The 25,019-nt window shown below is 68.3% G+C and carries 20 protein-coding genes; 13 read left to right on the top strand and 7 right to left on the bottom strand.

Translation table 11 applies throughout. The features are described from left to right. Window positions 1-5: 5 nt before the first annotated feature. From AC3WMA_RS18485 to trxA, 5 genes are all read left to right on the top strand, one after another. Window positions 6-746 carry a nucleotidyltransferase family protein gene (locus AC3WMA_RS18485; RefSeq protein ID WP_492286813.1) on the top strand — a complete coding sequence of 247 codons (741 nt, stop codon included), beginning with the start codon at window positions 6-8 and terminating at the stop codon, window positions 744-746. Then, window positions 739-3,846: a double-strand break repair protein AddB gene (gene addB, locus AC3WMA_RS18480; RefSeq protein WP_492286812.1), complete on the top strand. Its 3,108-nt coding sequence runs from the start codon at window positions 739-741 to the stop codon at window positions 3,844-3,846. Before AC3WMA_RS18485 ends, addB begins: the two co-directional genes overlap by 8 nt. Next, a complete protein-coding gene (gene addA / locus AC3WMA_RS18475) occupies window positions 3,843-7,337 on the top strand; it encodes a double-strand break repair helicase AddA (protein ID WP_492286811.1) in 3,495 nt (1,164 codons plus the stop codon). The genes addB and addA overlap by 4 nt, the downstream gene beginning before the upstream one ends. After that, window positions 7,334-7,993, top strand: a complete 660-nt coding sequence (locus AC3WMA_RS18470) for a DUF1345 domain-containing protein (RefSeq protein WP_492286810.1) — start codon at window positions 7,334-7,336, stop codon at window positions 7,991-7,993. Before addA ends, AC3WMA_RS18470 begins: the two co-directional genes overlap by 4 nt. 117 nt (window positions 7,994-8,110) lie before the next feature. Further along, on the top strand, window positions 8,111-8,431 hold the full coding sequence (gene trxA / locus AC3WMA_RS18465) for a thioredoxin (protein WP_291656956.1): 321 nt from the start codon (window positions 8,111-8,113) through the stop codon (window positions 8,429-8,431). Window positions 8,432-8,508: 77 nt separating this feature from the next. On the opposite strand, the gene AC3WMA_RS18460 is transcribed toward trxA, so the two are convergent. Further along, window positions 8,509-8,895 (bottom strand): DoxX family protein, encoded by a 387-nt coding sequence (locus AC3WMA_RS18460; RefSeq protein WP_492286809.1) that lies wholly within the window; start codon window positions 8,893-8,895, stop codon window positions 8,509-8,511. Window positions 8,896-9,153: 258 nt separating this feature from the next. On the opposite strand from AC3WMA_RS18460, the gene AC3WMA_RS18455 reads away from it, so the two are divergent. Next, entirely contained in the window at window positions 9,154-11,313 is a 2,160-nt protein-coding gene (locus AC3WMA_RS18455) for a transglycosylase domain-containing protein (protein ID WP_492286808.1), read from the top strand. A 4-nt stretch (window positions 11,314-11,317) separates the two neighbouring features. Here the strand turns inward: AC3WMA_RS18455 and AC3WMA_RS18450 are convergent, their stop codons facing one another. The 3 genes from AC3WMA_RS18450 to AC3WMA_RS18440 form a co-directional block, all read right to left on the bottom strand. Further along, window positions 11,318-12,514 carry a multidrug effflux MFS transporter gene (locus AC3WMA_RS18450; protein WP_492286807.1) on the bottom strand — a complete coding sequence of 399 codons (1,197 nt, stop codon included), beginning with the start codon at window positions 12,512-12,514 and terminating at the stop codon, window positions 11,318-11,320. Window positions 12,515-12,576: 62 nt separating this feature from the next. After that, on the bottom strand, window positions 12,577-13,245 hold the full coding sequence (locus tag AC3WMA_RS18445; protein ID WP_492286806.1) for a glutathione S-transferase family protein: 669 nt from the start codon (window positions 13,243-13,245) through the stop codon (window positions 12,577-12,579). Beyond that, window positions 13,242-14,426, bottom strand: coding sequence for a diaminopropionate ammonia-lyase (locus tag AC3WMA_RS18440; RefSeq protein WP_492286805.1), 1,185 nt, complete (start codon window positions 14,424-14,426; stop codon window positions 13,242-13,244). Before AC3WMA_RS18440 ends, AC3WMA_RS18445 begins: the two co-directional genes overlap by 4 nt. A 104-nt stretch (window positions 14,427-14,530) precedes the next feature. On the opposite strand from AC3WMA_RS18440, the gene AC3WMA_RS18435 reads away from it, so the two are divergent. Together AC3WMA_RS18435 and AC3WMA_RS18430 are read left to right on the top strand one after the other, a co-directional pair. Further along, a complete protein-coding gene (locus tag AC3WMA_RS18435; RefSeq protein WP_492286804.1) occupies window positions 14,531-15,010 on the top strand; it encodes an Lrp/AsnC family transcriptional regulator in 480 nt (159 codons plus the stop codon). Window positions 15,011-15,117: 107 nt separating this feature from the next. Next, a complete protein-coding gene (locus AC3WMA_RS18430) occupies window positions 15,118-16,917 on the top strand; it encodes a chloride channel protein (RefSeq protein WP_492286803.1) in 1,800 nt (599 codons plus the stop codon). A gap of 9 nt (window positions 16,918-16,926) precedes the next feature. Here AC3WMA_RS18430 and AC3WMA_RS18425 read toward each other — a convergent pair whose 3' ends face one another. Further along, window positions 16,927-17,436, bottom strand: coding sequence for a haloacid dehalogenase (locus tag AC3WMA_RS18425; RefSeq protein WP_492286802.1), 510 nt, complete (start codon window positions 17,434-17,436; stop codon window positions 16,927-16,929). A gap of 129 nt (window positions 17,437-17,565) precedes the next feature. On the opposite strand from AC3WMA_RS18425, the gene AC3WMA_RS18420 reads away from it, so the two are divergent. The 5 genes from AC3WMA_RS18420 to AC3WMA_RS18400 all read left to right on the top strand — a co-directional run bounded on the left by AC3WMA_RS18420 (window position 17,566) and on the right by AC3WMA_RS18400 (window position 22,742). Next, window positions 17,566-18,681, top strand: coding sequence for an ABC transporter ATP-binding protein (locus tag AC3WMA_RS18420; protein WP_492286801.1), 1,116 nt, complete (start codon window positions 17,566-17,568; stop codon window positions 18,679-18,681). A 15-nt stretch (window positions 18,682-18,696) separates the two neighbouring features. After that, window positions 18,697-19,827 (top strand): ABC transporter substrate-binding protein, encoded by a 1,131-nt coding sequence (locus AC3WMA_RS18415; protein ID WP_492286800.1) that lies wholly within the window; start codon window positions 18,697-18,699, stop codon window positions 19,825-19,827. Window positions 19,828-19,976: 149 nt separating this feature from the next. Next, window positions 19,977-20,807, top strand: a complete 831-nt coding sequence (locus AC3WMA_RS18410; RefSeq protein ID WP_492287099.1) for an ABC transporter permease — start codon at window positions 19,977-19,979, stop codon at window positions 20,805-20,807. Beyond that, complete coding sequence (locus AC3WMA_RS18405) at window positions 20,804-21,619, top strand: ABC transporter permease (protein WP_492286799.1); 816 nt, start codon at window positions 20,804-20,806, stop codon at window positions 21,617-21,619. The genes AC3WMA_RS18410 and AC3WMA_RS18405 overlap by 4 nt, the downstream gene beginning before the upstream one ends. Before the next feature lie 70 nt (window positions 21,620-21,689). After that, window positions 21,690-22,742 (top strand): aldo/keto reductase, encoded by a 1,053-nt coding sequence (locus AC3WMA_RS18400; protein ID WP_492286798.1) that lies wholly within the window; start codon window positions 21,690-21,692, stop codon window positions 22,740-22,742. 3 nt (window positions 22,743-22,745) lie between these two features. Here the strand turns inward: AC3WMA_RS18400 and AC3WMA_RS18395 are convergent, their stop codons facing one another. Both AC3WMA_RS18395 and AC3WMA_RS18390 read right to left on the bottom strand, forming a co-directional pair. Then, complete coding sequence (locus AC3WMA_RS18395) at window positions 22,746-24,020, bottom strand: M20/M25/M40 family metallo-hydrolase (RefSeq protein WP_492286797.1); 1,275 nt, start codon at window positions 24,018-24,020, stop codon at window positions 22,746-22,748. A 44-nt stretch (window positions 24,021-24,064) separates the two neighbouring features. Then, window positions 24,065-24,997, bottom strand: a complete 933-nt coding sequence (locus AC3WMA_RS18390) for an acetamidase/formamidase family protein (protein ID WP_492286796.1) — start codon at window positions 24,995-24,997, stop codon at window positions 24,065-24,067. Window positions 24,998-25,019 lie beyond the last annotated feature (22 nt).

Below are 25,019 nucleotides of genomic sequence, written 5' to 3'. Positions count from 1 at the left end.
TTCGCGTGACCACAACCGCTTCGCCGCCGATCCGCCGGGCGATCGTGCTGGCGGCCGGCCTCGGGCAGCGCATGCGCCCGATCACCGACACATTGCCCAAGCCGCTGGTGAAGATCGGCGGCAAGACCATGCTCGACCATGCGCTCGACCGATTGGCCGATGCCGGCGTCGAGGAGGCGGTCGTCAACGTTCATCACCTCGCCGGGCAGATCGAGGCGCATCTGGCCGGCCGGACACGCCCGCGCATCACCATTTCGGACGAGCGCGGCGAATTGCTGGAAACCGGTGGCGGCGCCAAGAAGGCCCTGCCGCTGCTTGGCGACGGACCGTTCTTCAGCGTCAATTCGGATTCGCTCTGGAGCGAGCGGGGCGTCTCCAATTTCGGCGCGATGGCCGCCGCCTGGAACGGCGAAACCATGGACATGCTGCTGCTGCTGGCGGAGCGCGAGAGCAGTGTCGGCTTCAACGGACCCGGCGATTTCTTCCGCGATGAGGCCGGCCGCCTGACGCGCCGGGGCGCGTCGGCGACCGCGCCTTACGTCTATGCCGGTATCGGGATCGTGACGCCGGAGTTCTTCGCGGATACCCCGGCATCCTTCTCGTTCAACCTGCTTTACGACCGCGCCATCGCGCGCGGGCGGCTCTTCGGCCATGTCCTTGAAGGCCGTTGGCTCCATGTCGACCGGCCGGAGGCGATCGCGCCGGCCGAGGCCGCCTTTGCCGCCGCCCAGCCGGTCGATGCCTGAGCTCAACCTGTTCAGCATCCCGGCCGGCGCGCCTTTCCTGGAGGTGCTGGCGCAGGCGATGCTGGATGGCCGGCTGGGGCCGGTCCACGACCCCGCCGATCCCGCCGCGATGGCGCGGACAACGCTCTACCTGCCGACGCGCCGCGCCGCCCGCGCCTTCGCCGCGATCCTCGCTGGAAAGCTCGGCGGCAAGCCGCTGCTCCTGCCGCGCATCGTGCCGCTCGGCGATGTCGACGAGGCCGAGACGGCCCTGATCGGCGCCGGCGCCTGGGCGGAGGAACGTGTCGCCCCGATCGCGCCGCTCGAACGCCGCATGCTGCTGACGCGCCTGGTCGATGCCTGGGGCCGCACGGCCAATCGCAAACACCTCCGGCTCGATCCGAGCGAACCCGCCCTGGTGCCGGCGACGCTGGCGGAAGCCTATGGGCTTGCCGGCGACCTCGCGGCCCTGCTCGACCAGATGCAGACGGAGGACGTCCCGGTCGAGCGATTGGCTTCGCTCGACGCTGCCCGCTTCGATAAGGTCTGGCAGCTCAATGCCGGTTTCCTCGCCATTCTCGGCGAAGCCTGGCCCGGAATCCTGGCCGAGCGCGGGGCCTGCGACCCCGCCACCTTCCGCAATCGCATGCTCGCCGCCGAACGTGACAGGCTGCTCGCAGGCGGCGCGACGGGGCCGATCATCGCCGCAGGTTCGACAGGCACGGTGCCCGCAACCGCGCGCCTGCTCGCGGCCATCGCGCGCCTGCCGAACGGCGCCGTCGTCCTGCCCGGCATCGATCTCGGGCTGGAGCAACGTGCCTGGGATGCGATTGCGAGAGAGCCTGCGCCTTCGCATCCGCAAGCGGCCCTGCACCATCTGATGGACACGCTTGAAGCCGTCCGCGACGACGTGCGCGAGCTGTCGCAGCCCGATATTGCGCTTGGAGCGCGGGCCGCGCTGCTGCGCGAGGCGATGCTGCCCGCCTCGGTCACCGAACTCTGGTCCGATATCGGCGCGCGTGTCCCGGAAGCGATGGCAGCCGAGGGTTTCGAGGGCCTGCGCGTCGTCGAGGCTGCCGATGAGCGCGAGGAGGCGCTGATCGTCGCCATTGCGCTTCGCGAGACATTGGAGCGACCCGGCGCCCATGCGGCCTTGGTGACGCCGGATCGCGGCCTGGCCGAGCGCGTCGCCGTCGAGCTCAAGCGCTGGGGAGTCGAGGTCGACGATTCCGCCGGCCTGCCGCTCGGACGCTGGCCGGCCGGCTCGCTGCTGCGCCTGATCCTGGAGGCGGTGCTGGCCGAGATGGCGCCGATCGCGCTGGTGCCGCTCCTCGCGCATCCGCTCTGCCGTCTGGGGTTGAGCCGAGAGGCACTGGTGCTGGGAGCCGCTGCGCTCGACATTGGGACATGGCGTGGCGAGGCCGTGGGCCGGGGCATGCCGGGCTTGGAAGCCGCGCTGGCGAACTGGGAGGCGATCCGCGAGAGCGGGCATGTTCCGCGGCCGCGCAAGCGGTTGACCGCTGACGATCAGGCCGCCGCCGCGAAGGTGCTGCATGCGCTAGGCTCAGCGAGTGCCGCCTTGCGCGAGGCGTTCGCCGCCGAGACGCCATCATTGGCCACCGTCGTCACGGCGGCGCGCGCGACTGTTACCGCCTTTAGCCTGAGCGAGGCCGGCACGCCGCTCGCCTTCGTCGGGCCGGATGGCGAGGCGCTGGCCGGGCTTTTCGACGAATTGGCCGGCGCCGAGGCCGTGATGCCGCCGAACGGCACGGCGCGGGATTTCGTCGCCATCCTCGATGGCCTGCTGGCGGAGACCGTGGTCAAGCGCGCGTCGCCGGGCTATCCGCGCGTCGCGATCTGGGGCCTGCTCGAAGCGCGCCTGCTTGAGGCCGACCATGTCGTGCTCGGCGGCCTGAACGAGACCATCTGGCCGCCGCAGACCACGACCGATTCCTTCATCAACCGCCCGATGCGGGCCGAGCTCGGCCTCTCCCCGCCCGAGCGGCGCGCCGGCCAGACCGCGCATGATTTCGTCATGGCGGCGTTGGCGCGTGAGGTCACGCTGACGCGCCCGCGCAAGGCCGGCGAGGCGGAGACCATCGCCTCGCGCTTCTGGCAGCGCTTGCAGGCAGTTGCGCGGCAAACGGTCTGGGCGAAGGCTGTGGAGGAAGGGGCAAAGCTGCGGGCTTTGGCCGGCGTCCTCAGCGCGCCCGCCGACGCGAAGCCGGTCGGCCGCCCGGCACCGTACCCTCCGCGCGACCTTCAGCCGCTGTCGCTCAGTGTCACCGAGGTCGAGACGCTCTATCGCGACCCCTACCAGATCCATGCCCGCAAGATCCTGAAGCTCGATGCGCTCGATGATCTCGTGGCGGACCCGACCGCGCAGGATCGCGGCAAGCTCTTGCACGGCATCGTCGAGGAGTTCACCACGACCTATCCCGAAGGCTTGCCGGCCGATGCGCTGGGCCAACTGATCGGCATCGGCGCCCGGCTCTTCCGCGCCTATGACGACGTGCCGGAGGTCAAGGCCTTCTGGTGGCCGCGCTTCCTGCTGACGGCCGGCCATTTCATCCGCTGGGAGGAAAACCGGCGCGCCGATATCGGCCGCATTGGCGTCGAGCTCTTCACGGCTGCAAGTTTCCCGCTTGCCGACGGCAGCGAATTCCGCCTGAGCGGCAAGGCCGACCGTATCGAACTGACGCGCACGCCTTCGTTGCGCATCGTCGATTTCAAGACGGGTGCGCCGCCCTCCAAGAAGCAGGTCGAAAAGGGCTTTGCCCCGCAATTGACGCTGGAAGCGGATCTGGCGGCGCGCGCCGGCTTCAAGGGGCTCGCCGGACCGCTGCCGGTCGACGACGTGCTCTATGTCAAGCTCCACCACGACCCGAAGGGCTGGGGAGCGAGCACGCCGCTCAAGTTCGGCGACGAGTCCTTGGCCGATGTCGCTGGGCGCCATCTCGAACGCCTGCTCGAATATCTCGACCGTTTGCGTTCCGGCCACGAGCCCTTCGTCTCGCGCCGCGCCCCCGACTATATCCGCTATGCCAGCCCCTATGATCACCTGGCCCGCGTCAAGGAATGGTCGGCCGCGCCCGGTGGGGACGAGGGGGGCGAGCCATGAAGCCGGGCTGGATCGTCCCGCCGCTGACCAACCAGCGCCAGGCGCAGGCCGCCGATCCCGGCCTCTCCGCCTGGGTCTCGGCCAATGCCGGCTCGGGCAAGACCCATGTGCTGGTCAATCGCGTGCTCAGGCTGCTGCTCGACGATGTCGCGCCCGGCCGCATGCTCTGCATCACCTATACCAAGGCCGCGGCCGCCAACATGGCGAACCGCATCTTCAAGGCGCTGAGTGCCTGGGCGACGCTCTCCGACGAGGCGCTTGGCCGTGCGTTGGCGAACCTCACCGGCCGCGCACCGGTCGCGGCCGAGCGCGCCAAGGCGCGCCGCCTCTTCGCACAGGCGCTGGAGACGCCGGGCGGCCTGCGCATCGAGACCATCCACGCCTTCTGCACCCGCGTTTTGCAGGCCGCGCCCTTCGAGGCCAATGTGCCGCCGCGTTTCGAGGTTGCCGACGATCTGGCCCAGGCTGAGATGCTGCGCGCCGCACGTCGCGAATTGCTCGCTCTCGTCGCGGCCGAACCGAACGGACCGGAGGCCCGGGCGCTCGACCTGCTCGCGAGGCTGGCCGCGCAGGACAGTTTCGAGACGATGTTCCAGGAGGCGCTGCGCCAGCGCGCCCTGTTCAGCGACGAGAACGGCCGGGCCCGCGATGCGGGCGCGGTGACCGCCGGCATCGCCGCCTTCCTCGGCATCGCGGCCGACCTGTCGGCTGAGGCGGTCAGGGCGCGCTTCCGCGCCGATCTCGCGACGCTGCCGGGATTGCACGCCCTGATCGAGGCACTGCATGCGGGCAGCCCCACGCGGCAAACCTTCGCGGCGAACCTGCGCACCCTGCTCGCCGGACAGGACGACGGCGATCCCGTCGGCTTCTGCCGGCGCGGCTTCATCACCGAGGCTGGCACGATCAACGCCAATATCCGCGGCAAGGGCAAATCCGAGTTCAACGGCGCCTTGCTGACGACGCTGGAGGAGCTCGCCGCCTGTCTGCTCGGTGCCGCCGAGCAATTGAACGCCGTCGCGATCCGTGACCGCAGCGCCGCGCTCGCCCTGCTGGTGACGCGGATGCTTGCTTCCTATCAGCGCCAGAAGAGCCTGCGCTCGCTCCTCGACTACGACGACCTGATCGCGCGCACGCGTTCGCTGCTGGAGCGGGTCGAGGCCGCCTGGGTGCTCTACAAGCTGGATGCCGGCATCGATCACATCCTGCTCGACGAGGCGCAGGACACCGGCGAGGCGCAATGGGCGATCCTGCGCAAGCTGGCGGAAGAGTTCACCAGCGGCGGCGATCTCCGGGCGAAGCCGCGCACCATCTTCGTCGTCGGCGACGAGAAGCAGTCGATCTACGGCTTCCAGGGTGCGGCGCCCGCCGCCTTCGGCGAGGAGCGCCGCGCGCTCGGCCAACGCATCCGGGCGGCGGAGCAGGATTTCGAGGCGATCAGCCTCAACACCTCCTTCCGCTCGGCGCCGGACATCATGCAGGCGGTTGATGCCGTCTTCGCCCTGCCGGACCATGCCCGCGGCCTCGTCTTCGACGGCGCGGCCCGGCCTGAAATCCACGACACCGTCCGTCGCAATGCGCCCGGCACCGTCGATATCTGGCCGCTTGCCGCCAATGACACGGGCGAACCGCCCGATGCCTGGACCACGCCGGTCGACGCGCCGGAGCGGCGCAGCGGCACGGTGAAGCTCGCCGAGCGCATCGCCCGCACCTTGCAGCGCTGGCATCGCGATCGCCGTGACGATCTCGGCCACCCCTTCGCGGCGGGCGACGTCATGATCCTGCTGCGCCAGCGCGGCGCGCTGTTCGAGGCGATCGTCAAGGCGCTGAAGGATGCCGATGTCCCCGTCGCCGGCCGCGATCGCCTGACACTGGCCGAACACCCGGCGGTCGAGGATCTCGTCGTGCTCGGCCGCGCCCTGCTCCTGCCCGATGACGACCTGACGCTCGCGACCGCGCTCAAGACGCCTCTGATCGATCTCGACGACGACGATCTCCTGCGCCTCGCGCCGAACCGCAAGGGCTCGCTGCGCGCCGCGTTGCAGGAGGCTGCGGCGGTTGAGCCGCGCTATGCTGCCGCCGAGGCGAAGCTGGTCCGCTGGATGCAGCAGGCCGGACGGCAGGGCCCCTTCCGCTTCTTCGCCGATCTGCTCGGCCCCGGCGGCGGGCGCAATCTCGCGCTCGCCCGGCTCGGTGCCGAGGCGGGCGATGCGCTCGACGCCTTCCTCAACGCCGCACTCGACCATGAGCGCCGCTATGGTCCCTCGCTCTCCGGCTTCCTCCAGCATGTCGCTGGCAGCGCCGCCGATGTGAAGCGCGATCTCTCGGCCAGTGCCGGCGAGGTCCGCGTCATGACCGTGCATGGATCGAAGGGATTGGAGGCGAAGATCGTCATCCTCGCCGATCTCGGCGTCGAACCCGGCGCGCGGCGCCTGCCGAAAATCCTGGCCGTGCCCACGCCATCAGGCGATCTCGTGCCGCTCTGGCCGCCGGCCTCTGCCGAGGACGTACGGGCGACCGAAGTCGCCAAGGCCGCGGTGGTCGCGCAGATGGTCGAGGAGCATCATCGCTTGCTCTACGTCGCGATGACCCGCGCCGAGGACCGCTTGATCGTCTGCGGCGCACAGGCGAAGGGCGAGGCCCCATCCGGAAGCTGGTACGCGATGATCGAGCAGGGACTGATGCGATCGGACGCAGGCCTGAAGCAGCTGGGCGAGGGCGACGAGGCAACGCTGCGCTTCATGGTCTCGGCGCCAACACTGGCCGAGCAGGAGACCGATCACAGGGACAAGGAGGCCGCTTCGGTCTCCGTTCCGCATTGGCTGGGCAAGCGCGTCCTGCGCGAGGCCGAACCCTTGCCGCCGCTGAAGCCGTCGAGCGCGCTGACGGCCGCCGACGGCGAGGAGCGGCCGGGCGATGGCCCCTTTCTCGCCGAAGCGGCGGCGGCAGGCCGGCTGGCGCATCTTCTTCTGCAAATCCTGCCGAGCGTTCCCGAGGCACGCCGCCTCATGACGGCGGAAGCTCTGGCGGAAGCGCGCGGCGGAGCCTTGCGGCCCGAGCGGCGCGCAACCATCGTCGCTGATGCCCTGCAATTGCTGGCAGCGCCCGCCTTGGCCGGGCTGTTCGCGCCGGACGCTCTCGCGGAGGTTCCCGTCGCCGGATCGATCCGTATGCCGGATGGCGAGTTGCGCGCCGTATCCGGGCGCATCGACCGGCTGGCGGTCACGCCGGAGAGCGTCGTCGTCGCCGATTTCAAGACCACGGCCCGGCCTCCGCAGGCGGTCGATGCGATCCCCGTCACGACGATCGCCCAGCTCGCCGCCTATGCCGCGCTGATGCGGGAGATCTATCCGGGCCGGCAGGTACGGGCTTTGGCGATCTACACGGCGAGCCTGGCCTGTTTCGAACTGGAGCCGGGCCGGCTCGACGCGGCGCTCGCCGCGCTGGCGGCCGATGAGGGCGCCGGCACCGTCGAGGAAGCGTCCACGCCATGAGATTCGTGCCGCATTCCCTGTCCCTGCGCCCGCGCCTGCTGATCGCCCTCGTCGCCGGGGCGGTGCTGACCCTGCTGCTGCCCAGCAACTGGCGCTGGGCGACGCGGTTGCTGGTCGCCTGGGATGCCGGCGCGATCCTTTATCTCGGCCTGCTGGCGACGACGATGTTCACCGAGACGGTCGACCAGATCCGGGCGCGGGCGGAGAAGCAGGATGAGGGCGCCGTCGCCATCCTCGTCATCTCCTGCCTCGCCGCGAGCGCGAGCCTTGCCGCCATCGTGGTCCAGCTCACCGGGATCGACGCCTTGCCGGCGGGCGAGCGCGGTATCCATCTCGCGCTCGGCGGCGTCACGATCCTGTGTTCCTGGACGCTGCTGCACGCCTTCTTCACGCTGCACTATGCCGGCATCTATTATCGCGGCGGCAAGGCCGAGCCCTGTCTCGACTTTCCCGGCGAGGCCGATCCCGACTATGTCGATTTCCTGTATTTCTCCTACACGATCGGCTGCACCTCGCAGACCTCCGATATCGGCGTCACCACCCGTCAGGCGCGCGGCATCGTGCTGGCGCATTCGGTGCTGACCTTCATCTTCAACACCTCGATCCTGGCGATGGCGATCAATGTCGGCGCCAGCCTGGTCTCGGGCGGGTCGTGACGCGCCGGCTTCACCTCAGCGTTGCAATGCACGCGCCTTGACCCGGGGGGCCGGCGTTCATAGCTTCGCTGGCGAAGGGTGGCATTGCCTCCCATTGAAACCGAAAGGCGGCCAGTCATGGCAACGAGCAAGGTAACCGACGCGAGCTTCGAGGCCGACGTCCTCAAGTCGTCCGAGCCGGTCGTGGTGGATTTCTGGGCGGAATGGTGCGGCCCCTGCCGCATGATCGGCCCGGCGCTCGAGGAAATCGCGACCGAGCTCAACGGCAAGGTCAAGATCGTCAAGATGAACGTCGACGAGAATCAGCAGATCCCGGCCCAGTTCGGCATCCGCTCGATCCCGACGCTGATGCTCTTCAAGGACGGCAAGCTCGCCTCCCAGAAGGTCGGCGCTGCCCCCAAGAGCGATCTTTCGCGCTGGATCTCCGCGGCCGTCTGATTCGCTTAGGCTCGGATAAGAAAAAGGCCCGCTTCCGATGAGGAAGCGGGCCTTTCGTCTTTATGCGCCGTCGAAGGTCAGTTCTTGCGGGAATCGAGCGCGAAGGCGCCCGGGCCGGCGGTCGCGATGTAGAGGAAGATGAAGCAGAACAGCATCGCCGCCTCGCCGCCGTTCAGCAGCGGGTAGAAGCCCTTCGAGCCATGGGCCATCCAGTAAGCCACGGCCATCAGGCCGGAGAGGACGAAGGCGGCCGGGCGGGTGAAGAAGCCGACGAGGACGAGCGCGCCGCCGACGATCTCCAGCACGCCGGCGGTCCAGGGCAGGCTCATGGCGGAGGGCAGGCCCCAGGACGGAGCAGCCGGGAAGCCGAACAGCTTCTGCGTGCCGTGCGAGATGAAGCTCAGCGCCGCGAAGATGCGAAGCAGGCCGAGAGCATAGGGCTGGAAGCGCGACAGAAACTGCATGCGGTGGTCCTTGGTTGCGGATAGCTGCGGAGGGCTCGGGTGTTCCAGCTTCGGGTTCTAGGCGAGCCCCCCGATTTTGCGCAATATCCCGTTTGATGACGTTTGCGTTTGCGTGTTTGCAAGTTCGATCACGTTTGCGCGACGGCTGTGATCGCTGTGCCGCATTGCACGCTTTACGAACCCTTAAAAGCGCCATGTTTGAATCCTGTGTGACCTGACCGCATCGCGAGGCGGCTTGGCGGCCGAAAACGGGGCAGGATGAACGACCGGATTGCACGAGGCGAGCGGCGCGAGCCCTCCTTTGGTTATGAACGTGACGAGCGTCACGTGGACGGTGACATGCGCCTTTCTCCAGACGATCGCCCGACCCGCTTCCGCAACGCTCCGGCCCAGCCCGAGCCGAGCCGGCAGCTCCGCAATCCGCCGAAGCGCGACAAGCGCGGCGGCGGCGGTGGTGGCGGCAAGCGCCGCGGCCGGCGTGGCCGCCGCTCATTCCTGGGCGGCCTGTTCTACTGGTCGATGGTGCTCGGCCTCTGGTGCCTCATCGGCGTCGGCGGTGTCGTCGCCTATCACGCCTCGCAACTGCCGCCGATCGACCAGCTCACCGTGCCGAAGCGGCCGCCGAATATCGCGATCCTCGCCGCCGACGGCTCGCTGCTCGCCAATCGCGGCGAGACCGGCGGACGCACCATCACGATCGGCGAAGTGCCGCCCTATCTGCCGCGCGCCTTCGTCGCGATCGAGGACAAGCGCTTCTACGATCATTTCGGCATCGATCCGATCGGCATCACCCGCGCGCTCGTCACCAACCTGCGTGGGCGCGGCGTGGCGCAGGGCGGCTCGACGCTGACCCAGCAGCTCGCCAAGAACCTCTTCCTGACGCAGGAGCGCACGGCAGCCCGCAAGATCCAGGAGGCGATCCTGGCGCTCTGGCTGGAGCGCACCTACACGAAGGACCAGATCCTCGAGCTCTATCTCAACCGCGTCTATTTCGGCTCCGGCGCCTATGGCGTCGAGGCGGCCGCGCAGCGCTATTTCAACAAATCGGCGCGTTCCGTGACGATTGCGGAGGCCGCCATGCTGGCCGGCCTAGTCCAGGCTCCGTCGCGGCTCGCGCCCAACCGCAACCCCGATCTGGCGGAGAAGCGTGCCCAGCTCGTCGTCGCCGCGATGGCCGATCAGGGCTTCATCACGCAGGCTGCGGCCAAGAGCGCGCTGACGACGCCGGCCGAGGTGCCCGAGCGTGTCGGTGCCGGCTCGGTGAACTACGCCGCCGACTATGTCATGGACGTGCTCGATGATTTCATCGGCGCGGTCGAAGGCGATGTCACCGTCCTGACCTCGATCGACTCGAAGCTGCAGTCCGCGGCCGAGACGACGCTGGTCGATGCGCTCTCCGCGCAGGGCGCCAAGCTGAACGCGTCGCAGGGCGCGGTCGTCTCGCTCGCGCCGGATGGCGCGATCCGCGCGCTGATCGGTGGCCGCGACTACACCAAGAGCCAGTTCAACCGCGCCACGGCGGCGCGCCGCCAGCCGGGCTCCTCGTTCAAGCCCTTCGTCTATCTGACCGCGCTCGAGAAGGGCATGACGCCCGACACCATCCGCGACGACGCCCCGGTCTCGATCAAGGGCTGGGAGCCGGAGAACTATTCGCGCAACTATCGCGGCCCGGTGACGCTGGCGACCGCGATGCAGCACTCGCTCAATACGGTGGCCGCCCGGCTGATCCAGGAGGTGACGCCCAAGGAGGTCATCCGCACCGCCCAGCGCCTCGGCATTACCTCGGCCCTGCAGCCGAACCTGTCGCTGGCGCTCGGCACCTCGGAGGTGACGCCGCTGGAGATGACGGCCGCCTATGCGACTTTCGCCAATGGCGGCCAGTCGGTGCTGCCTTATGTCATCCGCGAGGTGCGCCAGACCAATGGCAAGGTCGTCTATGCCCGCAAGGCCGCGAATCTCGGCCCGGTCATCCAGCCGCAGAACCTCGCCATGATCAACACCATGTTCAACGGCGTCATGAACGGCGGCACCGGCAGCAAGTTCAACATCCCGGGTTGGCAGGTCGGCGGCAAGTCCGGCACGACGCAGGATTACGGCGACGCCTGGTTCGTCGGCTTCACCGCCAAGCTCGTCACGGCCGTCTGGGTCGGCAACGACGACAATTCGAAGATGAAGCGCGTCACCGGCGCCGGCCTGCCCGGCGAAATCTGGGGCAAGTACATGAAGGCGGCCCATGCGGGAGCACAGCCCTTGCCGTTGCCGGGCGGCCTCTGGCAGGGCGCGCCGAAGACGATCAGCGACGGTGCGCCGGTGGCGGATGCCCGTCAGCCAGAGGCGCCGCCGCCGACCAGCGATCGCGCCTGGGTGCCTCCGCGGCCGCAGGAGAAGAACTTCTTCGAGCGGCTCTTCGGCGGCTGAGGCTCTAAACCTTCGCCGACCGGATACCGCGCGTCGCGCGGAACAGGACGAGCGCGGTCACGCCCAGCGCCGACATCACCAGCGGCAGGGGCAGCGCGGCGTTCTTGAGCAGGTGTCCGACGAGCAACCCGACGCAGGCCGAGAGCAACATCTGGCAGAGCCCGTTGAAGGAGGAGGCCGCGCCCGCCCGGTCCGGGAAGGGCATCATCGCCGAGGCCTGGGCCTGCGGCATGGTCAGCCCGACGCCGCAGGCATAGAGCGCCATCGGCACGACGACGCCGGCCGCGCCGCCGAAGCCGGTGAGCACGCCGACCAGCATCGCAAGTCCGCCGCCGGCCAGGCAGGCGACGCCGATGGCGATGACCCCGTCCATGCCGCGCCGCCCGACGAGGCGCTGCGCGATGATCGTGCCTAAGATGTAGCCGAGCACGCCGAAGCCGAAGGAGAAGCCGTACGCGATCGGCGTCAGCCCGTAGACGCCGATCAGCACGAAGGACGAGCCCGAGATGAAGGCGAAGAGCCCGGCATAGGCGAGGGCCGTCAGCGCGACATAAACGCGGAAGGCGCGGTTATGCAGCAGGGTGCCGAAACCCCGGAAGATGCTGGCGAGGGAGAGCGGCTGCGGCGAGCGCGCCCGCAATGTCTCCGGCATCACGGTGATGATGACGATGGCAAGCGCCAGCCCGAAGGCGAGCGAAGCCAGGAAGGTCGAGCGCCAGCCGAAGGCGACCTGAAGCACGCCGCCGATCACCGGCGCGATCGCCGGGACCAGCCCCATGATCATGCCCATGCGCGCGAGTTCGCGCCCGGCGCGCACCCCGTCATAGAGGTCGCGCACCATGGCGCGGCCGAGCACGATCGGCCCGGAGGCGCCGAGCGCCTGGAAGGCCCGTGCCAGCGTCAGGGCCTCGATCGAGGGCGCGAAGGCGCAGGCCAGCGTCGCAAGCCCGAACAGGGCGAGCCCGGCGAGCAGGACGGGCTTGCGCCCCAGCCGGTCCGAGAGCGGCCCCCAGAAGATCTGCCCGGCCGCGAACCCGAACAGGAAGGAGGAGAGTGTCGCCTGTGCACCCGCGACATCCGTCTGCATCACCCGCGCGATCTCGGGCAGGGAAGGCAGGTAGAAATCGGTCGAGAGCGGCCCGAGCGCCGTCAGCATGGCGAGCACGGCGGTCATCGCCAGCGTATCGGGACGAAGCGTCATGCAGGGCCTCCGGCGCGGCCGGAGTGGGTCGCGCTGTCGGGTCCTGCTACGACGTCAGTCGGTCATCCGGCAATGGCCAGCGCCGCCGGGCGGTCCTGCGTCTCGCCGTGATAGGCGGTTGCCCGCATCGAGGCGCGCGCCGAAAACGCTTCGTACCAGTGCGCCAGCCTTGGCCGCCCGGAGCGGAAATCCGGCAGGTTGCGGAACTCCAGCCAGGCGAGCGCGGTCGCCAGTCCGATATGGCCGATATGGACGGGTTCGTCGAAGGCCTCGCTGCGCTCCAGCACGTCGAAGCTCTCGACGAGCTTCGCCGCTTGCCCCTCCTGGAGCGGCGGGTAGCGCAGATGCTCCGGCCGGCGCAGCGTTTCCCAGCGCAAGGCGATGCCGGCATCGCAGAGCCCTTGTGCGATCGCATGCAGGCGCAGGGCCTGCCAGCGTGCTTTGCCCTCAGTCGGGATCAAGCGGCGGCCGGCATGGCGCCCGTCGAGATAGTCGCAGATCACCAGCGAATCGAAGATCGCGCCGGCTTCCGGCGTGATCAGAACCGGCACCTTGCCGAGCGGATTGACGGCGAACACGTCCGGGTTGCGGTTGGTCGGGCTCGTCTCTTGATCGATGATGTCGAGGCGGTCCACGATCCCCGTTTCATGCGCGAAGGCGATGGTCTTGCGCGCATAGGGCGAATGGCTCTGTGAGTGGAGCGTCAGGCGTTCGCCGGGCTGTGCGCTCACGCCACGTCCTCCGGCTTCAGGCCGACGAGTTCGGCATAACGCGCCGGATCGGTCGCGCCTTCGGTGTTGACGAGGAAGACGCGCGAGTTGCCGTCGAGCTTCAGCGCCGCGCGCGCCTGCGGGTCGCGCAGGGCAGCCAGCAATCCGGCGAGCCCGGCCGCCCCGCTCTCGCCGGCAACGATGGCCGGGTCGCCCGCGGCCGGCCGTGCGAGCCGGTTCATCGCCTCGACCGCGTCGGAATCCTCGGCCGTCATGAAGGCGTCGGCGGCGCGGTAAAGCACGCGCAGCGCCAGCGGCGAGGGGTCGTAGCATTCGAGCATCGCCATCACGGTCGGTGCGCCATGCGAGATCTTGCCCGGCTTACCGCTCTTGGCCGCCTCGAAGATGCAAGCCGCGCGCGACGGCTCGACAACCGTGAAGAACGGCCGTTCCGCACCAAAGCTGGTCTGCATCTGCGCGGCGAGCGCAGCGGCGATGCCACCGACGCCGGCCTGTACGAAGACATGGCTCGGCCGCGCCGGCATTTGCGCCAGCCCCTCGCGGGCGATGGCGGTATAGCCCTGCATGACCAGGCCGGGGATGCGCTCATAGCCTTCCCAGGAGGTGTCGGAGACGATGGTCCAGCCGCGCTCGGTCGCGACGCGGGCGGCCTCGACTACGGAATCGTCGTAAGTGCCGTCGACACGCACCATCTCGGCGCCGAAGCGGGCGATCGCCGCGACGCGCTCGTCGCTGACGCCGCCATGCACGAAGATCACCGCCTTGGCGCCGAGCAGTTGCGCGCCCTGTGCCACCGAGCGCCCATGATTGCCGTCGGTCGCGCAGGCGAAGGTCATGCCGGCCGCCGCCGCGCGGACGGCGGGGTCGTTCATATCTGCATCTTTGAGTTGCCGCCCGAGTTTCTCGGAAGCGGCTTCCAGCGCCAGCCGGATCACCGCATAGGCCCCGCCGAGCGCCTTGAAGCTGCCGAGCCCGAGGCGCTGGCCCTCGTCCTTGATGAAGAGCGCGCCGATCCCGAGCGCGGCGGCCAGAGCCGGCAGGCTGTGCAGCGGCGTCGGCACATGGTTCGGCCGCGCGGCCAGATGGGCCGTGATCGCGTCCGCCCCGGCCGGCCCGAGCGTCGCGACATCCTCGGGATGCAGGGCGGAACGATAATCCGGGTGATGATTGAGCAGGAACATGGCGCCCTCGTCTGGCTGGGTTGTTTGAATGGATATTGCATCCCAGGTGAAAAAGGCGCTGGATTTACCTATTGCCCGTGCAAGTTTGTTTCACAGGATGAGGCATGGCCGAGCCGACCGCTCATGATCTCGACGCTTTCGACCGGGCGATCCTCGCGATCCTCCAGCAGGACAACACCACGCCGCAGCGCGTGATCGGCGAGCGCGTCAACCTGTCGGCACCGGCCGTGCAGCGACGCATCCGCCGGATGGAGGCGAGCGGCGTGATCCGCGCCAATGTCGCGGTGGTCGACCCCGCCGCGCTCGGCCATCCGATCACGCTGTTCGTCGAGATCGAATTGGTCAGCGAGACCGCGCCCGATATCGACGCGGCCAAGAGCGCCTTCCTGGCGGCGCCGGAGGTTCAGCAATGCTATTACGTCACCGGCGAGGTCGATTTCATGCTGGTCGTGCTGGTGCCGAGCATGGCGGCCTATGAGGCGCTGACGCGGCGGCTCTTCTTCGCCAATCCCAATATCCGCAAGTTCCGCTCCTTCGTCGCGATGGACCGGGTCAAGACGGGGCTCACTGTCCCCATCTCCTAAGCTGCCCCGCGACGAGAGCAGGGCGGCTATCGCCGGGTCGTCTTGTTCCGGCCGCTTCGATATGCGACCGCGGGCGGACGTGACGAACGAGCCTGGCGGGCCTTGCCGTGATCACCGTGAAAGCCTCGGACATGCCGGCCGGAGAGGGCGACGCCCCGCAAGGCTGGCGCGCGTTTGTCCGCTCCAGCGAGATCGGCATCGTGGTGCTGGCCGCCCTAGTCGGCGTGCTCGCCGGGCTGATCGTGCTGGCGATGTCCTTCACCACCCAGCTCCTGCACGAGCTGATCTTCGGTCTCGCGCCTGGCCAGCGGCTCTCGATCACCACCACGATTCCGGCCTGGCGGGCGATCGCCGGGCCGGTCCTCGGCGGCCTCGCCATCGGCTTCGCCTCCTGGCTGTTTTTCCGTCGCCGCAAGCAGCCGATCGATCCGATCGAGGCCAATGCCTTGCATGGCGGGCGCATGTCGTTTCGCGACAGCGTCTTCGTCGCGCTCCAGACCATGGGCTCCAGCGGCGCAGGCGCTTCGGTCGGTCTTGAAGCCGGCTATACGCAGGCCGCGAGCGGGCTCGCCTCGCATATCGGCCGCCGCCTGCGGCTGCGCCGGGCGGATATGCGCCTCATGGTCGGATGTGCCGCCGGTGGCGCCATCGGTGCGGCCTTCGATGCGCCGCTGACCGGCGCCTTCTATGCTTTCGAACTGATCCTCGGCAGCTACTCGATCGCCGCCTTCGTGCCTGTGATGGCCGCGACCTTCATGGCGACGGTGACGCATAGCGTGCTCGCGCCTTCGCTGCTTGCGGTCGAGGTTCCGCCGATCGGGCTGATCACGATGGCGAACCTGCCTCTGGTGGTGATGCTGGGCGCCACCTGCGGTCTCGTCGGCATCGTCGTGATGCGCGCTGCCGCCTTTGTCGAGGCGGGCTTCCGACGCTCGCGGATTCCGACCTGGCTCAGGCCGGCTTTCGGCGGCCTCCTCGTCGGCGCGCTCGCGGTCTGGAACCCCTCGGTCTTCTCGGCCGGCCATGGCGCGATCAATCTCTATCTCGGCATCGATGCCAGCCTGGGGCTGTTCGCGCTGGTGCTCGTCGCCAAGGCGCTGGCCTCCTCGGTCTCGATCGGCTCGGGCTTTCGCGGCGGCCTGTTCTTCGCCTCGCTCCTGCTTGGCGTGCTGACCGGGCGCCTTTTCATCGGCCTGCTGACGCTCGCCTTCCCCAATCTGGCTGGCCACGAGACGCTGTTCGCGCTGGTCGGCATGAGCTCGCTCGCGGTCTCGATCGTCGGCGGGCCGATGACGATGACCCTGCTCGCGCTCGAGATGACCGGCGATCTCAAACTGACGCTGGCCGTGGTCGGCGCAGCCGGCGCGGCCTCGCTGGTGACACGCCGCCTCTTCGGCTTCTCCTTCGCGACCTGGCGCTTCCACCTGCGCGGCGAGAGCATCCGCGGCGCCCATGATGTCGGCTGGATGCGCGATCTCACCGCCGGCAGCATGATGCGCCTGGAGGTGCCGAAGATCGCGGCGGATGCCACCATCGCCGAGGCGCGGCTGAAATACCCGCCGGGCTCGACCAGCTATCTCGTCGCGATCGGCCCCGGCGACGCCTATGCCGGCATGGTGCCGCCGGGCGCGCTCTACGAGCCGGACCCGGCTCTGGGCGAAGAGGCGGCGGCCGAGCCCGCGCCGCGTACCGTGCGCCATCTCCTGCGCAATCCGGACCGGATGCTGCTCGCCGACATGACGGTGCGCGACACGCTGAAGCTGTTCGAGGAGGCCGAGAGCGAGGCTCTGCCCGTGGTCGCCGACCGCGACGGCCGCCGCATCGTCGGCATCCTCAGCGAGGCGCACGCGATCAAACGCTATAGCGACGAGGTCAGCCGCCGCAATCGCGAGCTGACCGGGGAATAGCCGGAAGGCTCAGGCCGAACGCAGCGCGACGCTCGTGACGACGCGCCAGTCCGCGATCGGCACATCCTGGCCCGACGTCACGATGCCGATCCGGTCGAAGCGGATAGGGCGGCCGGCGAGGCGGGCATTGATCTCGGCGATCGCCGCAGCCTTCGCGGCAGCCTCGACCGGCCCGTAGAGCAGCGAGACATGCGGCATGAAGCTGGCGAAGCCCTCGGGGTCGAGCCCCTGCTTCAGCTTTGCCAAGGCCGGCGAGACGGCGAAGCGGGCATAGAACGAGCGGAAATAGGCGTCGCTTCCCTCGACGACGGAGACGGGTTCCGAGAAGGCCTCGACCGCCTCGGCAGCCGCCGCGATCGCGCGCTCCAGCGTATCCGGCGTCGTCTCCGTGTCGCCCTGCAATGTCAGATGCGGGGCGAAGAGCGGGGTGCCGAAACGGCCGGACAACTCGCCGACGATCCCGGTCAGCAGCGCTTCGTCGGAAGGCGCCGGCATCAGCCAGAGAGAATGAATCCGCACTGTCATCTGCCTTTCACAAAGCTCTTGCATAGACTGCGCCCCGTGCGTAACGTTTATTTCAACTGAGCCGATTGTGGAAGAAATATTCCATTGTCAGGCGATAAGAGCAGAACCGGGGGAGTAGGCGCCTTGCAGCCGGAAACGCAAGCGAGAGCGGGTAGCGGCGCGGCCATCGGCGTGCGCGGCCTCAAGGTCGCCTATGGCGGCACGCGCGTGCTGCATGGCATCGATCTGGACTTCACGCCCGGCAGCTTCACCGCGCTTCTCGGCTCGTCCGGCTGCGGCAAGACCACGCTGCTGCGTTCGCTTTCTGGTTTCGTCCCGGTCGAGGACGGTTCAATCGTCGTCGGCGGTCGCGATGTCGCCGGCCTGCCGCCGGAAAAGCGCGGCATGGCGATGGTCTTCCAGTCCTATGCGCTCTGGCCGCATATGACCGTGCTCCAGAATATCGGCTACGGCCTCAAGCTGCGCGGCAAGTCAAAGGCCGAGATCGCGGCAAAGGTCGGCGAGATGCTGAATTTCCTCGGCCTCTCCGGCTATGAGGACCGCAAGGTCACGGCGCTCTCCGGCGGCCAGCGCCAGCGCGTCGCGCTCGGCCGAGCGCTCGCCATCGATCCCGGCATCCTGCTGCTCGACGAGCCGTTGTCCAATCTCGACGCCAAGATCCGCATGGTGATGCGCCACGAGATCCGTGCCATCCAGCAGCGGCTCGGATTGACGGCTGTCCACGTCACCCATGACCGCGAGGAGGCCATGACCATGGCCGACCGGCTGGTCATCATGCAGGCCGGTCGCGTCGCCCAGGTCGGCACGCCCGAGGAGGTCTATGACCGCCCGGCCAGCGCCTTCGTCGCCAATTTCATGGGCGCCGAGAACGTCCTGCCGCTGACGATCGCGCGCAGCGAAGGCCAGGCGTCCGTCACCTCCGGCACAGCCCGCGCGACGCTTGCCGGCGAAGCCGCTGCAGCCCTGCCGGCCGGCGAGGCGCTCGCCTATTTCCGCGACGACGTCGCGAGCCTCGACGCGCATGATGCGGCGACCGCGGACGGCGATCTCGTCGTCCCCGGCACCATCGCCGCGCGCGCCTATCCCGGTGGCATCTACCGCTACAAGGTCGAAGCCGCCGGCCGCCAGATCACGGTCGACGATGTCGCCCGTCACGAACTCGGAACGAAGGTTGGACTGCGCATTCCGCTGCAGCGCCTTCACATCTTCCCGGCGACCGAGGCCGGGATCGCCGCCTGACAAGGAGTCAGACACATGCGCATCCTCACGCTTGCCTGCTCGCTCGCCGCGCTGATCGTGGCATCGCCGCTATCCGCGCAGACCCTCAACGTCGCCTCCGCCGGCGACCAGAACATGGTCGACTACGTCAAGGACTATCTCGGGCCGATGTTCGAGAAGGCCAATCCCGGCGTGAAGGTCGTCTCGGTCGGCACCGGCCCGGGCGATTCCGGCTCGCAGAAGATCTACGAGAAGCTCGACGCCCAGAAGGGCGCCGCCACCACCGATTTCGACGTGGTCGTCATCCACCAGAAGGCCGCCGGCCAGATGGTCAAGGAAGGCCTGCTGAACAAGTACACGGGCAATGTCGAGACGGCGAAGCTCGCCACCGGCGATGCCGCGAAGAACGCGCTCGGCACCGATGTCGGCGGCTTCGTCATCCCGATGTTCCAGTCGCAGACCGCGCTCGCCTACAATGCCGACATGGTCAAGGCGCCGCCGGCGACCTTCGCCGAGCTCGCCGACTGGGCCAAGAAGAACCCCAAGCAGTTCGGCTATAACGGCATCAAGGGCGGCATGTCCGGTGTCTCCTTCGTCGCCGGCTGGGTCTATGCCTTCGGCGGCGACGCCGACAAGCTGATCAAGGGCCCCTATGACGCGGCGACCAAGACCAGCTGGGACAAGGCCTTCGCCGACCTGAAGGAGTTCAACAAGAACGCCGTGATCACCCCCGGCAATGCCGGCACGCTCGACATGCTGAACCGCGGCGAGATCGCGATCGGCCCGGTCTGGGTCGACATGTTCTATTCCTGGCAGGCCGACGGCAAGCTGCCGCCGAACATGAAGCTGAAGCTCGTCTCGCCCGGCATGCCCGGCCAGCCGATGTACTATGCCGTGCCGGAGAAGTCGGCCCAGAAGAAGCTGGCCGAGGCCTTCATCGCGCTCGCGACCTCGCCGCAGGTGCAGGCGGACGGCATCGTCAAGAAATTCAACTGGTATCCGGGCATCGACGCCAAGAACCTCGAAGGCAAGCTCGACAAGGCCGCCTGGGACAAGCTCTTCACCGACGTCACGCCGGCCGAGCTCGCCAAGAACGGCAAGCCCTTCCCGATCGCGCCCTACTTCAACGACATCCTCGAGGGCTACGAGAAGAAGGTCGCGAACTGAGGTTCGCCCTGGGCCAGGGTCGTCATGGTCGGGCTTGACCCGACCATCTCTTCGACCAGTGCGAGCTGGTCATGAGATCCTCGGGTCAAGCCCGAGGATGACGGCCTTCCCCGCCTGTCGTGATTGGTTAGCCGGAACCGAGAATGTCCCTGTCCCAACGCAACCTCGCATTGCTGCTGATCGCGCCCGGCCTCGCGCTCGTCGCGGCACTGTTCCTCTACCCGCTCTGCTTTTCGCTGATCTCGGCCTTCACCGGACCGCAGGGCGGCTTCTCGCTGCAGGCCTTCGGCAAGGCCTGGGAGCTCTATTCCGGCGACGTCGTCTTCACCGTCGTCATCGTGCTCGCCTCCTGCTTCTTCACCGGGCTCGCCGCCATCATCATCGCCGGCACCCTGACGCTCGGCGAGAACCGTTACATCGTTGGCACGCTGAAGGCGCTCTATCGCTGGCCGCTCTTCATCCCCTTCATCGTCGCGGCGCAGTGCATGCGCACCTTCCTCGCCAAGAACGGGCTGATGAACAACACGTTCGTCTCCATGGGCCTGATGGAGCCATTGCAGGCGGTGAGCTTCCTCGACTGGCGCGGCATCATCGCGACCTTCGTCTGGAAGCAGACGCCCTTCGTCGCGCTCCTGCTGGCCGGCGCGCTCGCCTCGCTAGACCGCGCCACGCTTGAGGCCGGTCGCAATCTCGGCGCCTCGCGGATGCGCGTGCTGGTCGAACTCGCTTTGCCGCAGGTTATGCCGCAGCTCCTCGTCGCGCTCGTCCTCTCCTTCGTGACGATGCTTTCGGTGCTCTCGGTGCCGATGATGGTGGCGGGCTCGCAGCCGACCATGCTGACCGTCGACATGGCCTTCCGCATCAACGCCTATGGCGACTACGCCACGGCCAATGCGCTCGGCGTCATCACCTATCTGATCTCGGCCGGCGCGGCGATCATCTACCTCAAGCGCGGCATGGCGAAGGAGGGCACGCCATGATCCGGGTCGCCTCCGGCCTGCGCATGGTCCTTGCGGCCTTCGCGCTTGCGGCCTTCGCCTTCTTCCTGATCGGCCCGCTGGTCAACCTCGCGCTCTGGTCCGTCGCCGAGCGCTGGTACACGCCCTACAAGCTGCCGGTCGTCTACGGCACGCGCTACTGGGAGCAGGTCTTCCGCCCGACCGGCGACGCCATGGCCTCGCTCGCGACCTCGGTCTGGATCGCGGTGCTGACGGTGCTCGTCGCCCTCGCGCTCTCGATTCCCGCCGGCTATGCGCTGGCACGGCTCAAGCTGCCGGCGCGCGCCTTCTTCATGGTGCTCTTCCTGCTGCCGCAGGCTTTCCCCTCCGTCGCGATCTACATCAACGTCGCCCGCGTCTTCTACAATATCGGCATCAACGGCACGGTCTTCGCCGTGGTGCTCGTCCATGCCGCGCATGGCCTCGTCTATTCCGTCTGGATCGCGGCTGCGGCCTTCGCCGCCGTCGACAAGGACCTGGAGCTCGCCGCGCGCAATATCGGGGCGTCGCCGCTCAAGACCTTCTTCACGGTGACGCTGCCCTTGGCCGCGCCTGGCATCATCGCCAGCGGCATCTTCGTCTTCCTGGAATCGCTCGACGAGTTCACCGGCACCTTCTTCGTCGGCGTGCCGCAGGTCACGACGCTGCCGCTCCTGCTCTACAACGCGGCGATGGGCGGCAACTACCAAGTCGCCTCGATCACGGCGCTGATCCTGCTCGTGCCCTCCGTGCTGTTCATGCTGTTCATCGAGCGCTTCCTGCGGGCCGATGTGCTCGCCAAGGTCGGGGCCTGAGGCGAGGGCGGGCTTGCGCGCCCTCGGGCGATCCGCAACTCTGCCGCTCCCCCTGCCTTGCGGACCCGCGATGACGAACGCTGCTGAACTCCCCGGATCCGGGACGAATCCGGATCCGGTTCCGCGTGGCCGCCCCTTTGCGGGGCTTGTCCCCAGCCTGATCGGCTTCGGCGGCGCGCCGCTCGGCGATCTCTATGGGCATCTCGACGAGGTCACGGCGCAGGACACGGTCCGCGCCGCACTCGCGGCCGGGATCAATCTCGTCGACACCGCGCCGCTCTATGGCCACGGCCTCTCCGAGCATCGCATCGGCGCTGCCTTGCGTGGCGTGCCACGCGAGAGTGCCATCATCTCGACCAAGGTCGGGCGCTGGATGCAGGCCGGCGAGCCGAAGCGCGACGGCTCGGGCTATGCCGGCGGCCTGCCGCATCCGGCGGTGATCGACTATTCCTATGACGGAGCGATGCGTTCGTTCGAGCAGTCGCTGCTCCGGCTCGGCACCGACCATATCGACATCCTGCTGATCCACGATGTCGATGTCTGGACCCATGGCGAGCGGATGGAGCAGCGCTTCTCCGAGGCCATGGACGGCGCCTATCGCGCGCTGGAAAAGCTGCGCGCGTCAGGCGCGGTCAAGGCGATCGGCGTCGGCGTCAACGAAGCCGAGATGTGCGTCCGCTTCGCCCATGCGGGCGATTTCGACGTGATGATGCTGGCCGGCCGCTATTCGCTGCTGGAACAGGGCGCCCTGCCGGAATTCCTGCCTCTGGCGCTGGAGAAGAAGATCGCGGTCATGCTCGCCGGCGTCTTCAATTCCGGCATTCTCGCCACTGGGGCCAAGCCCGGTGCCTTCTACAACTACAAGCCGGCCCCGCCCGAGGTGCTGGCGCGCGTCGCCCGGATCGAAGCCGTCTGCGCCAGCCATGGCGTCGCCTTGCCTCAAGCGGCGCTCGCCTTCTGCGCCGCCCATCCGGCGGTCGCGACGATCGTGCTCGGCGCGGTGACGCCGCAGGAGGTCTCGCGCAATCTCGACCTCGTCGCGCGGCCGGTTCCGGCCGCGCTCTGGCGTGATCTCAAGCGCGAGGGACTGCTCGCCGAAGCGGCGCCGGTCCCCGAGGCCTGAGCCTTACTGGGCCGCCGGGCCGGTCGAGCCGAGATAGTCCACCGCGCAGGCGACATGCAGCTTCATCACCGCGATCGCCTCGTCGATGGTGACATGCTCCTCGTCGGTGCCCATGCTGATCGGCGATGGCCCGCAGATCAGCGCGGGCACGCCGCGCCAGCGCCAGTAGCGCGTATCGGTGCCGCCGAGGCTCGACACCGGCGGCGCGTCATGGCCGAGCAGGTCGCGGATATTGCCGCGCAGGATATTGGCCATCTCGCTGAACGGATCGGTCAGGCTCGCGGGGTAGCTGTGGTCCTCGTTGACGACCATCTCGCAACCGGCCTCGCGGGCGAGCGCTTCGAGATCGGCGCGGATCGCGTCGCGGTCGGAGCCGATCGGGATGCGCATGTCCAGATGGGCGATGCAATGCGTCGGGATCTGCGTCGCCTTCTGTCCGCCCTGCAGGATGCCGACATTGACGGTGATGCGCCTTGCGACATCGCCAGCGCCCTTGCCGAGGTTGAGGTCGGCCGCCGCGATCGTCTCGGGCGAGGTCAATACCGCGTCGATCTCGGGCGGCAGCTCCGCGAGCTTGAGATGGTAGCGGTCATAGATCGCGGTCACGAGCCGGCTAATATCTGCGATCGGGTTGCGCGCGCGGTGGGCATAGCCGCCATGGCCGCCGATGCTACTGGCCGAGAGAGAGAAACGCAGCGTGCCCTTCTCGGTGAAGCGCAGGTTGGCGAGGCCGCTCGGCTCGCCGTTGAGGCAGCAATCGGCCTCCATCTCGTCGCCGAACGCATCGAACAGGAACTTGGTGCCGTAGCGCCCGCCGGACTGCTCGTCCGAGACCACCGTCAGCGACAGCGCGCCGTTGAGTTTCTCGCGGTGAGGGTAGAGCTGACAGAAGGCGAGGATCGAGGCGAGGGTCCCGGTCTTCATGTCGGATGCGCCGCGGCCCATGATCTTGCCGTCGATGATCTCGGCCTCCCAGAGCCTCTCGTTGGTGACCGGGAAGATGTCCATATGGCCGTTGAGCATGAGGTGGCGGCCGGGTTTTCCGGCCTCCCAACGGCTGATGATGTTCGGCATCTCCGGCACGAAAGCCTCGGTGCGGTGCGAGACGCCGGCGGCATCGAGCAATTCGCGCACGAAGGCGGCGGCCTCGCGCGTGTCGCCCGGCGGGTTGACGCTCTTGATGCGCAGGAAGCGGCGCAGCAACGCGACGATCTCGTCGCGGCGCTGATCGATCGCCTGAAGCAGTTCTGCTTTCAGGGCGGCTTTATCCGTGGACATGGTCGGTCTTCTTGGTCGGCGTTTCGAAGGACGATGAAAGACGCTCAGCCGCGATTGCGGAACGACATCGCGCGCGTCAGTTCGGTCTTTTCCAGCCGGGCGGCGACGCAATAGGCGGGGTTGAAGACATTGGCGATGTCGTAGCGTACCGCCTGCCCGAGCAGATGGCTCGCCTCGACGGAATCGACCCCGAGAGCCTCGCCGACCCAGCGCAGCAGTTCCGTCGTGGCGAATTGCAGGGGCTGGTCGAGCGGACGCCCGCTCGCGATCACCAGCAGGTCGGTCTCGGTCTCGCAGCGCGGCCAGCGCAGGCCCTGTTTCTTGAGGAGCTCCACGGTGAATTCGACCTCGAACGAGGTCTCGACGCCGGTGCCGGCAATCTCGCCATCGCCCTGGCAGGCATGGCCGTCGCCGAGGAAGAACAATGCGCCGTCGACGAAGACCGGGAAGGCGATGGTCGCGCCCGGGCCGAACAGCCGGTAGTCCATATTGCCGCCATTGGCGCCGCTGGTCGCGGTCGAGATCGCCTGGCCGCGCTCGGGTGCGACGCCGAAGCAGCCCATCATCGGCGCGAGCGGGAAGCTCCAGGCCTTGATGCGAGCGGAAGGCTCCAGCAGCTTCACTGTGCCGGCCTGCGCATCGATTGCCCATTCATGGCGTTCGCGCTTCGGCAGGTCGGCCAGGACCGAAGGATCGAGCACGCCGGGCGCCAGGGGCGAGTAGGTCCAGCCGGTCTTCCGGTTCGGCGTCATCCGCTCGATCGTGACCAGCAATGCGTCGCCGGGCTCGGCGCCGGTGACGAAGAACGGGCCGGTCATCGGGTTGCCGCGCGGGGCATGCTGCGCACCATCGCCGCCGAAGCCGGCCGCATCGAGCGTGGTGGTGACGACGCTGTCGCCGCTGGCGATCTCCAGCACCGGTGGCAAGGTGGCGAGCACGTTCGAGTAGCGGGTCGGAACGAAATTGTGGCGCGCCATGGAAGCCTTCCTGAGCCGGGTT

Source organism: Allobosea sp. FW305-C-101 (assembly GCF_058783685.1).
This window is presented reverse-complemented; position numbering and strand designations above follow the sequence as displayed.

Excerpts from the sequence above, each read along its gene's own strand:
- addB (WP_492286812.1), top strand. The coding sequence starts at position 739 with ATGCCTGAGCTCAACCTGTTCAGCATCCCGGCCGGCGCGCCTTTCCTG.
- addA (WP_492286811.1), top strand. The coding sequence starts at position 3,843 with ATGAAGCCGGGCTGGATCGTCCCGCCGCTGACCAACCAGCGCCAGGCG.
- AC3WMA_RS18470 (WP_492286810.1), top strand. The coding sequence starts at position 7,334 with ATGAGATTCGTGCCGCATTCCCTGTCCCTGCGCCCGCGCCTGCTGATC.
- trxA (WP_291656956.1), top strand. The coding sequence starts at position 8,111 with ATGGCAACGAGCAAGGTAACCGACGCGAGCTTCGAGGCCGACGTCCTC.
- AC3WMA_RS18460 (WP_492286809.1), bottom strand. The coding sequence starts at position 8,895 with ATGCAGTTTCTGTCGCGCTTCCAGCCCTATGCTCTCGGCCTGCTTCGC.
- AC3WMA_RS18455 (WP_492286808.1), top strand. The coding sequence starts at position 9,154 with ATGAACGACCGGATTGCACGAGGCGAGCGGCGCGAGCCCTCCTTTGGT.
- AC3WMA_RS18450 (WP_492286807.1), bottom strand. The coding sequence starts at position 12,514 with ATGACGCTTCGTCCCGATACGCTGGCGATGACCGCCGTGCTCGCCATG.
- AC3WMA_RS18440 (WP_492286805.1), bottom strand. The coding sequence starts at position 14,426 with ATGTTCCTGCTCAATCATCACCCGGATTATCGTTCCGCCCTGCATCCC.
- AC3WMA_RS18435 (WP_492286804.1), top strand. The coding sequence starts at position 14,531 with ATGGCCGAGCCGACCGCTCATGATCTCGACGCTTTCGACCGGGCGATC.
- AC3WMA_RS18415 (WP_492286800.1), top strand. The coding sequence starts at position 18,697 with ATGCGCATCCTCACGCTTGCCTGCTCGCTCGCCGCGCTGATCGTGGCA.
- AC3WMA_RS18405 (WP_492286799.1), top strand. The coding sequence starts at position 20,804 with ATGATCCGGGTCGCCTCCGGCCTGCGCATGGTCCTTGCGGCCTTCGCG.
- AC3WMA_RS18400 (WP_492286798.1), top strand. The coding sequence starts at position 21,690 with ATGACGAACGCTGCTGAACTCCCCGGATCCGGGACGAATCCGGATCCG.
- AC3WMA_RS18395 (WP_492286797.1), bottom strand. The coding sequence starts at position 24,020 with ATGTCCACGGATAAAGCCGCCCTGAAAGCAGAACTGCTTCAGGCGATC.
- AC3WMA_RS18390 (WP_492286796.1), bottom strand. The coding sequence starts at position 24,997 with ATGGCGCGCCACAATTTCGTTCCGACCCGCTACTCGAACGTGCTCGCC.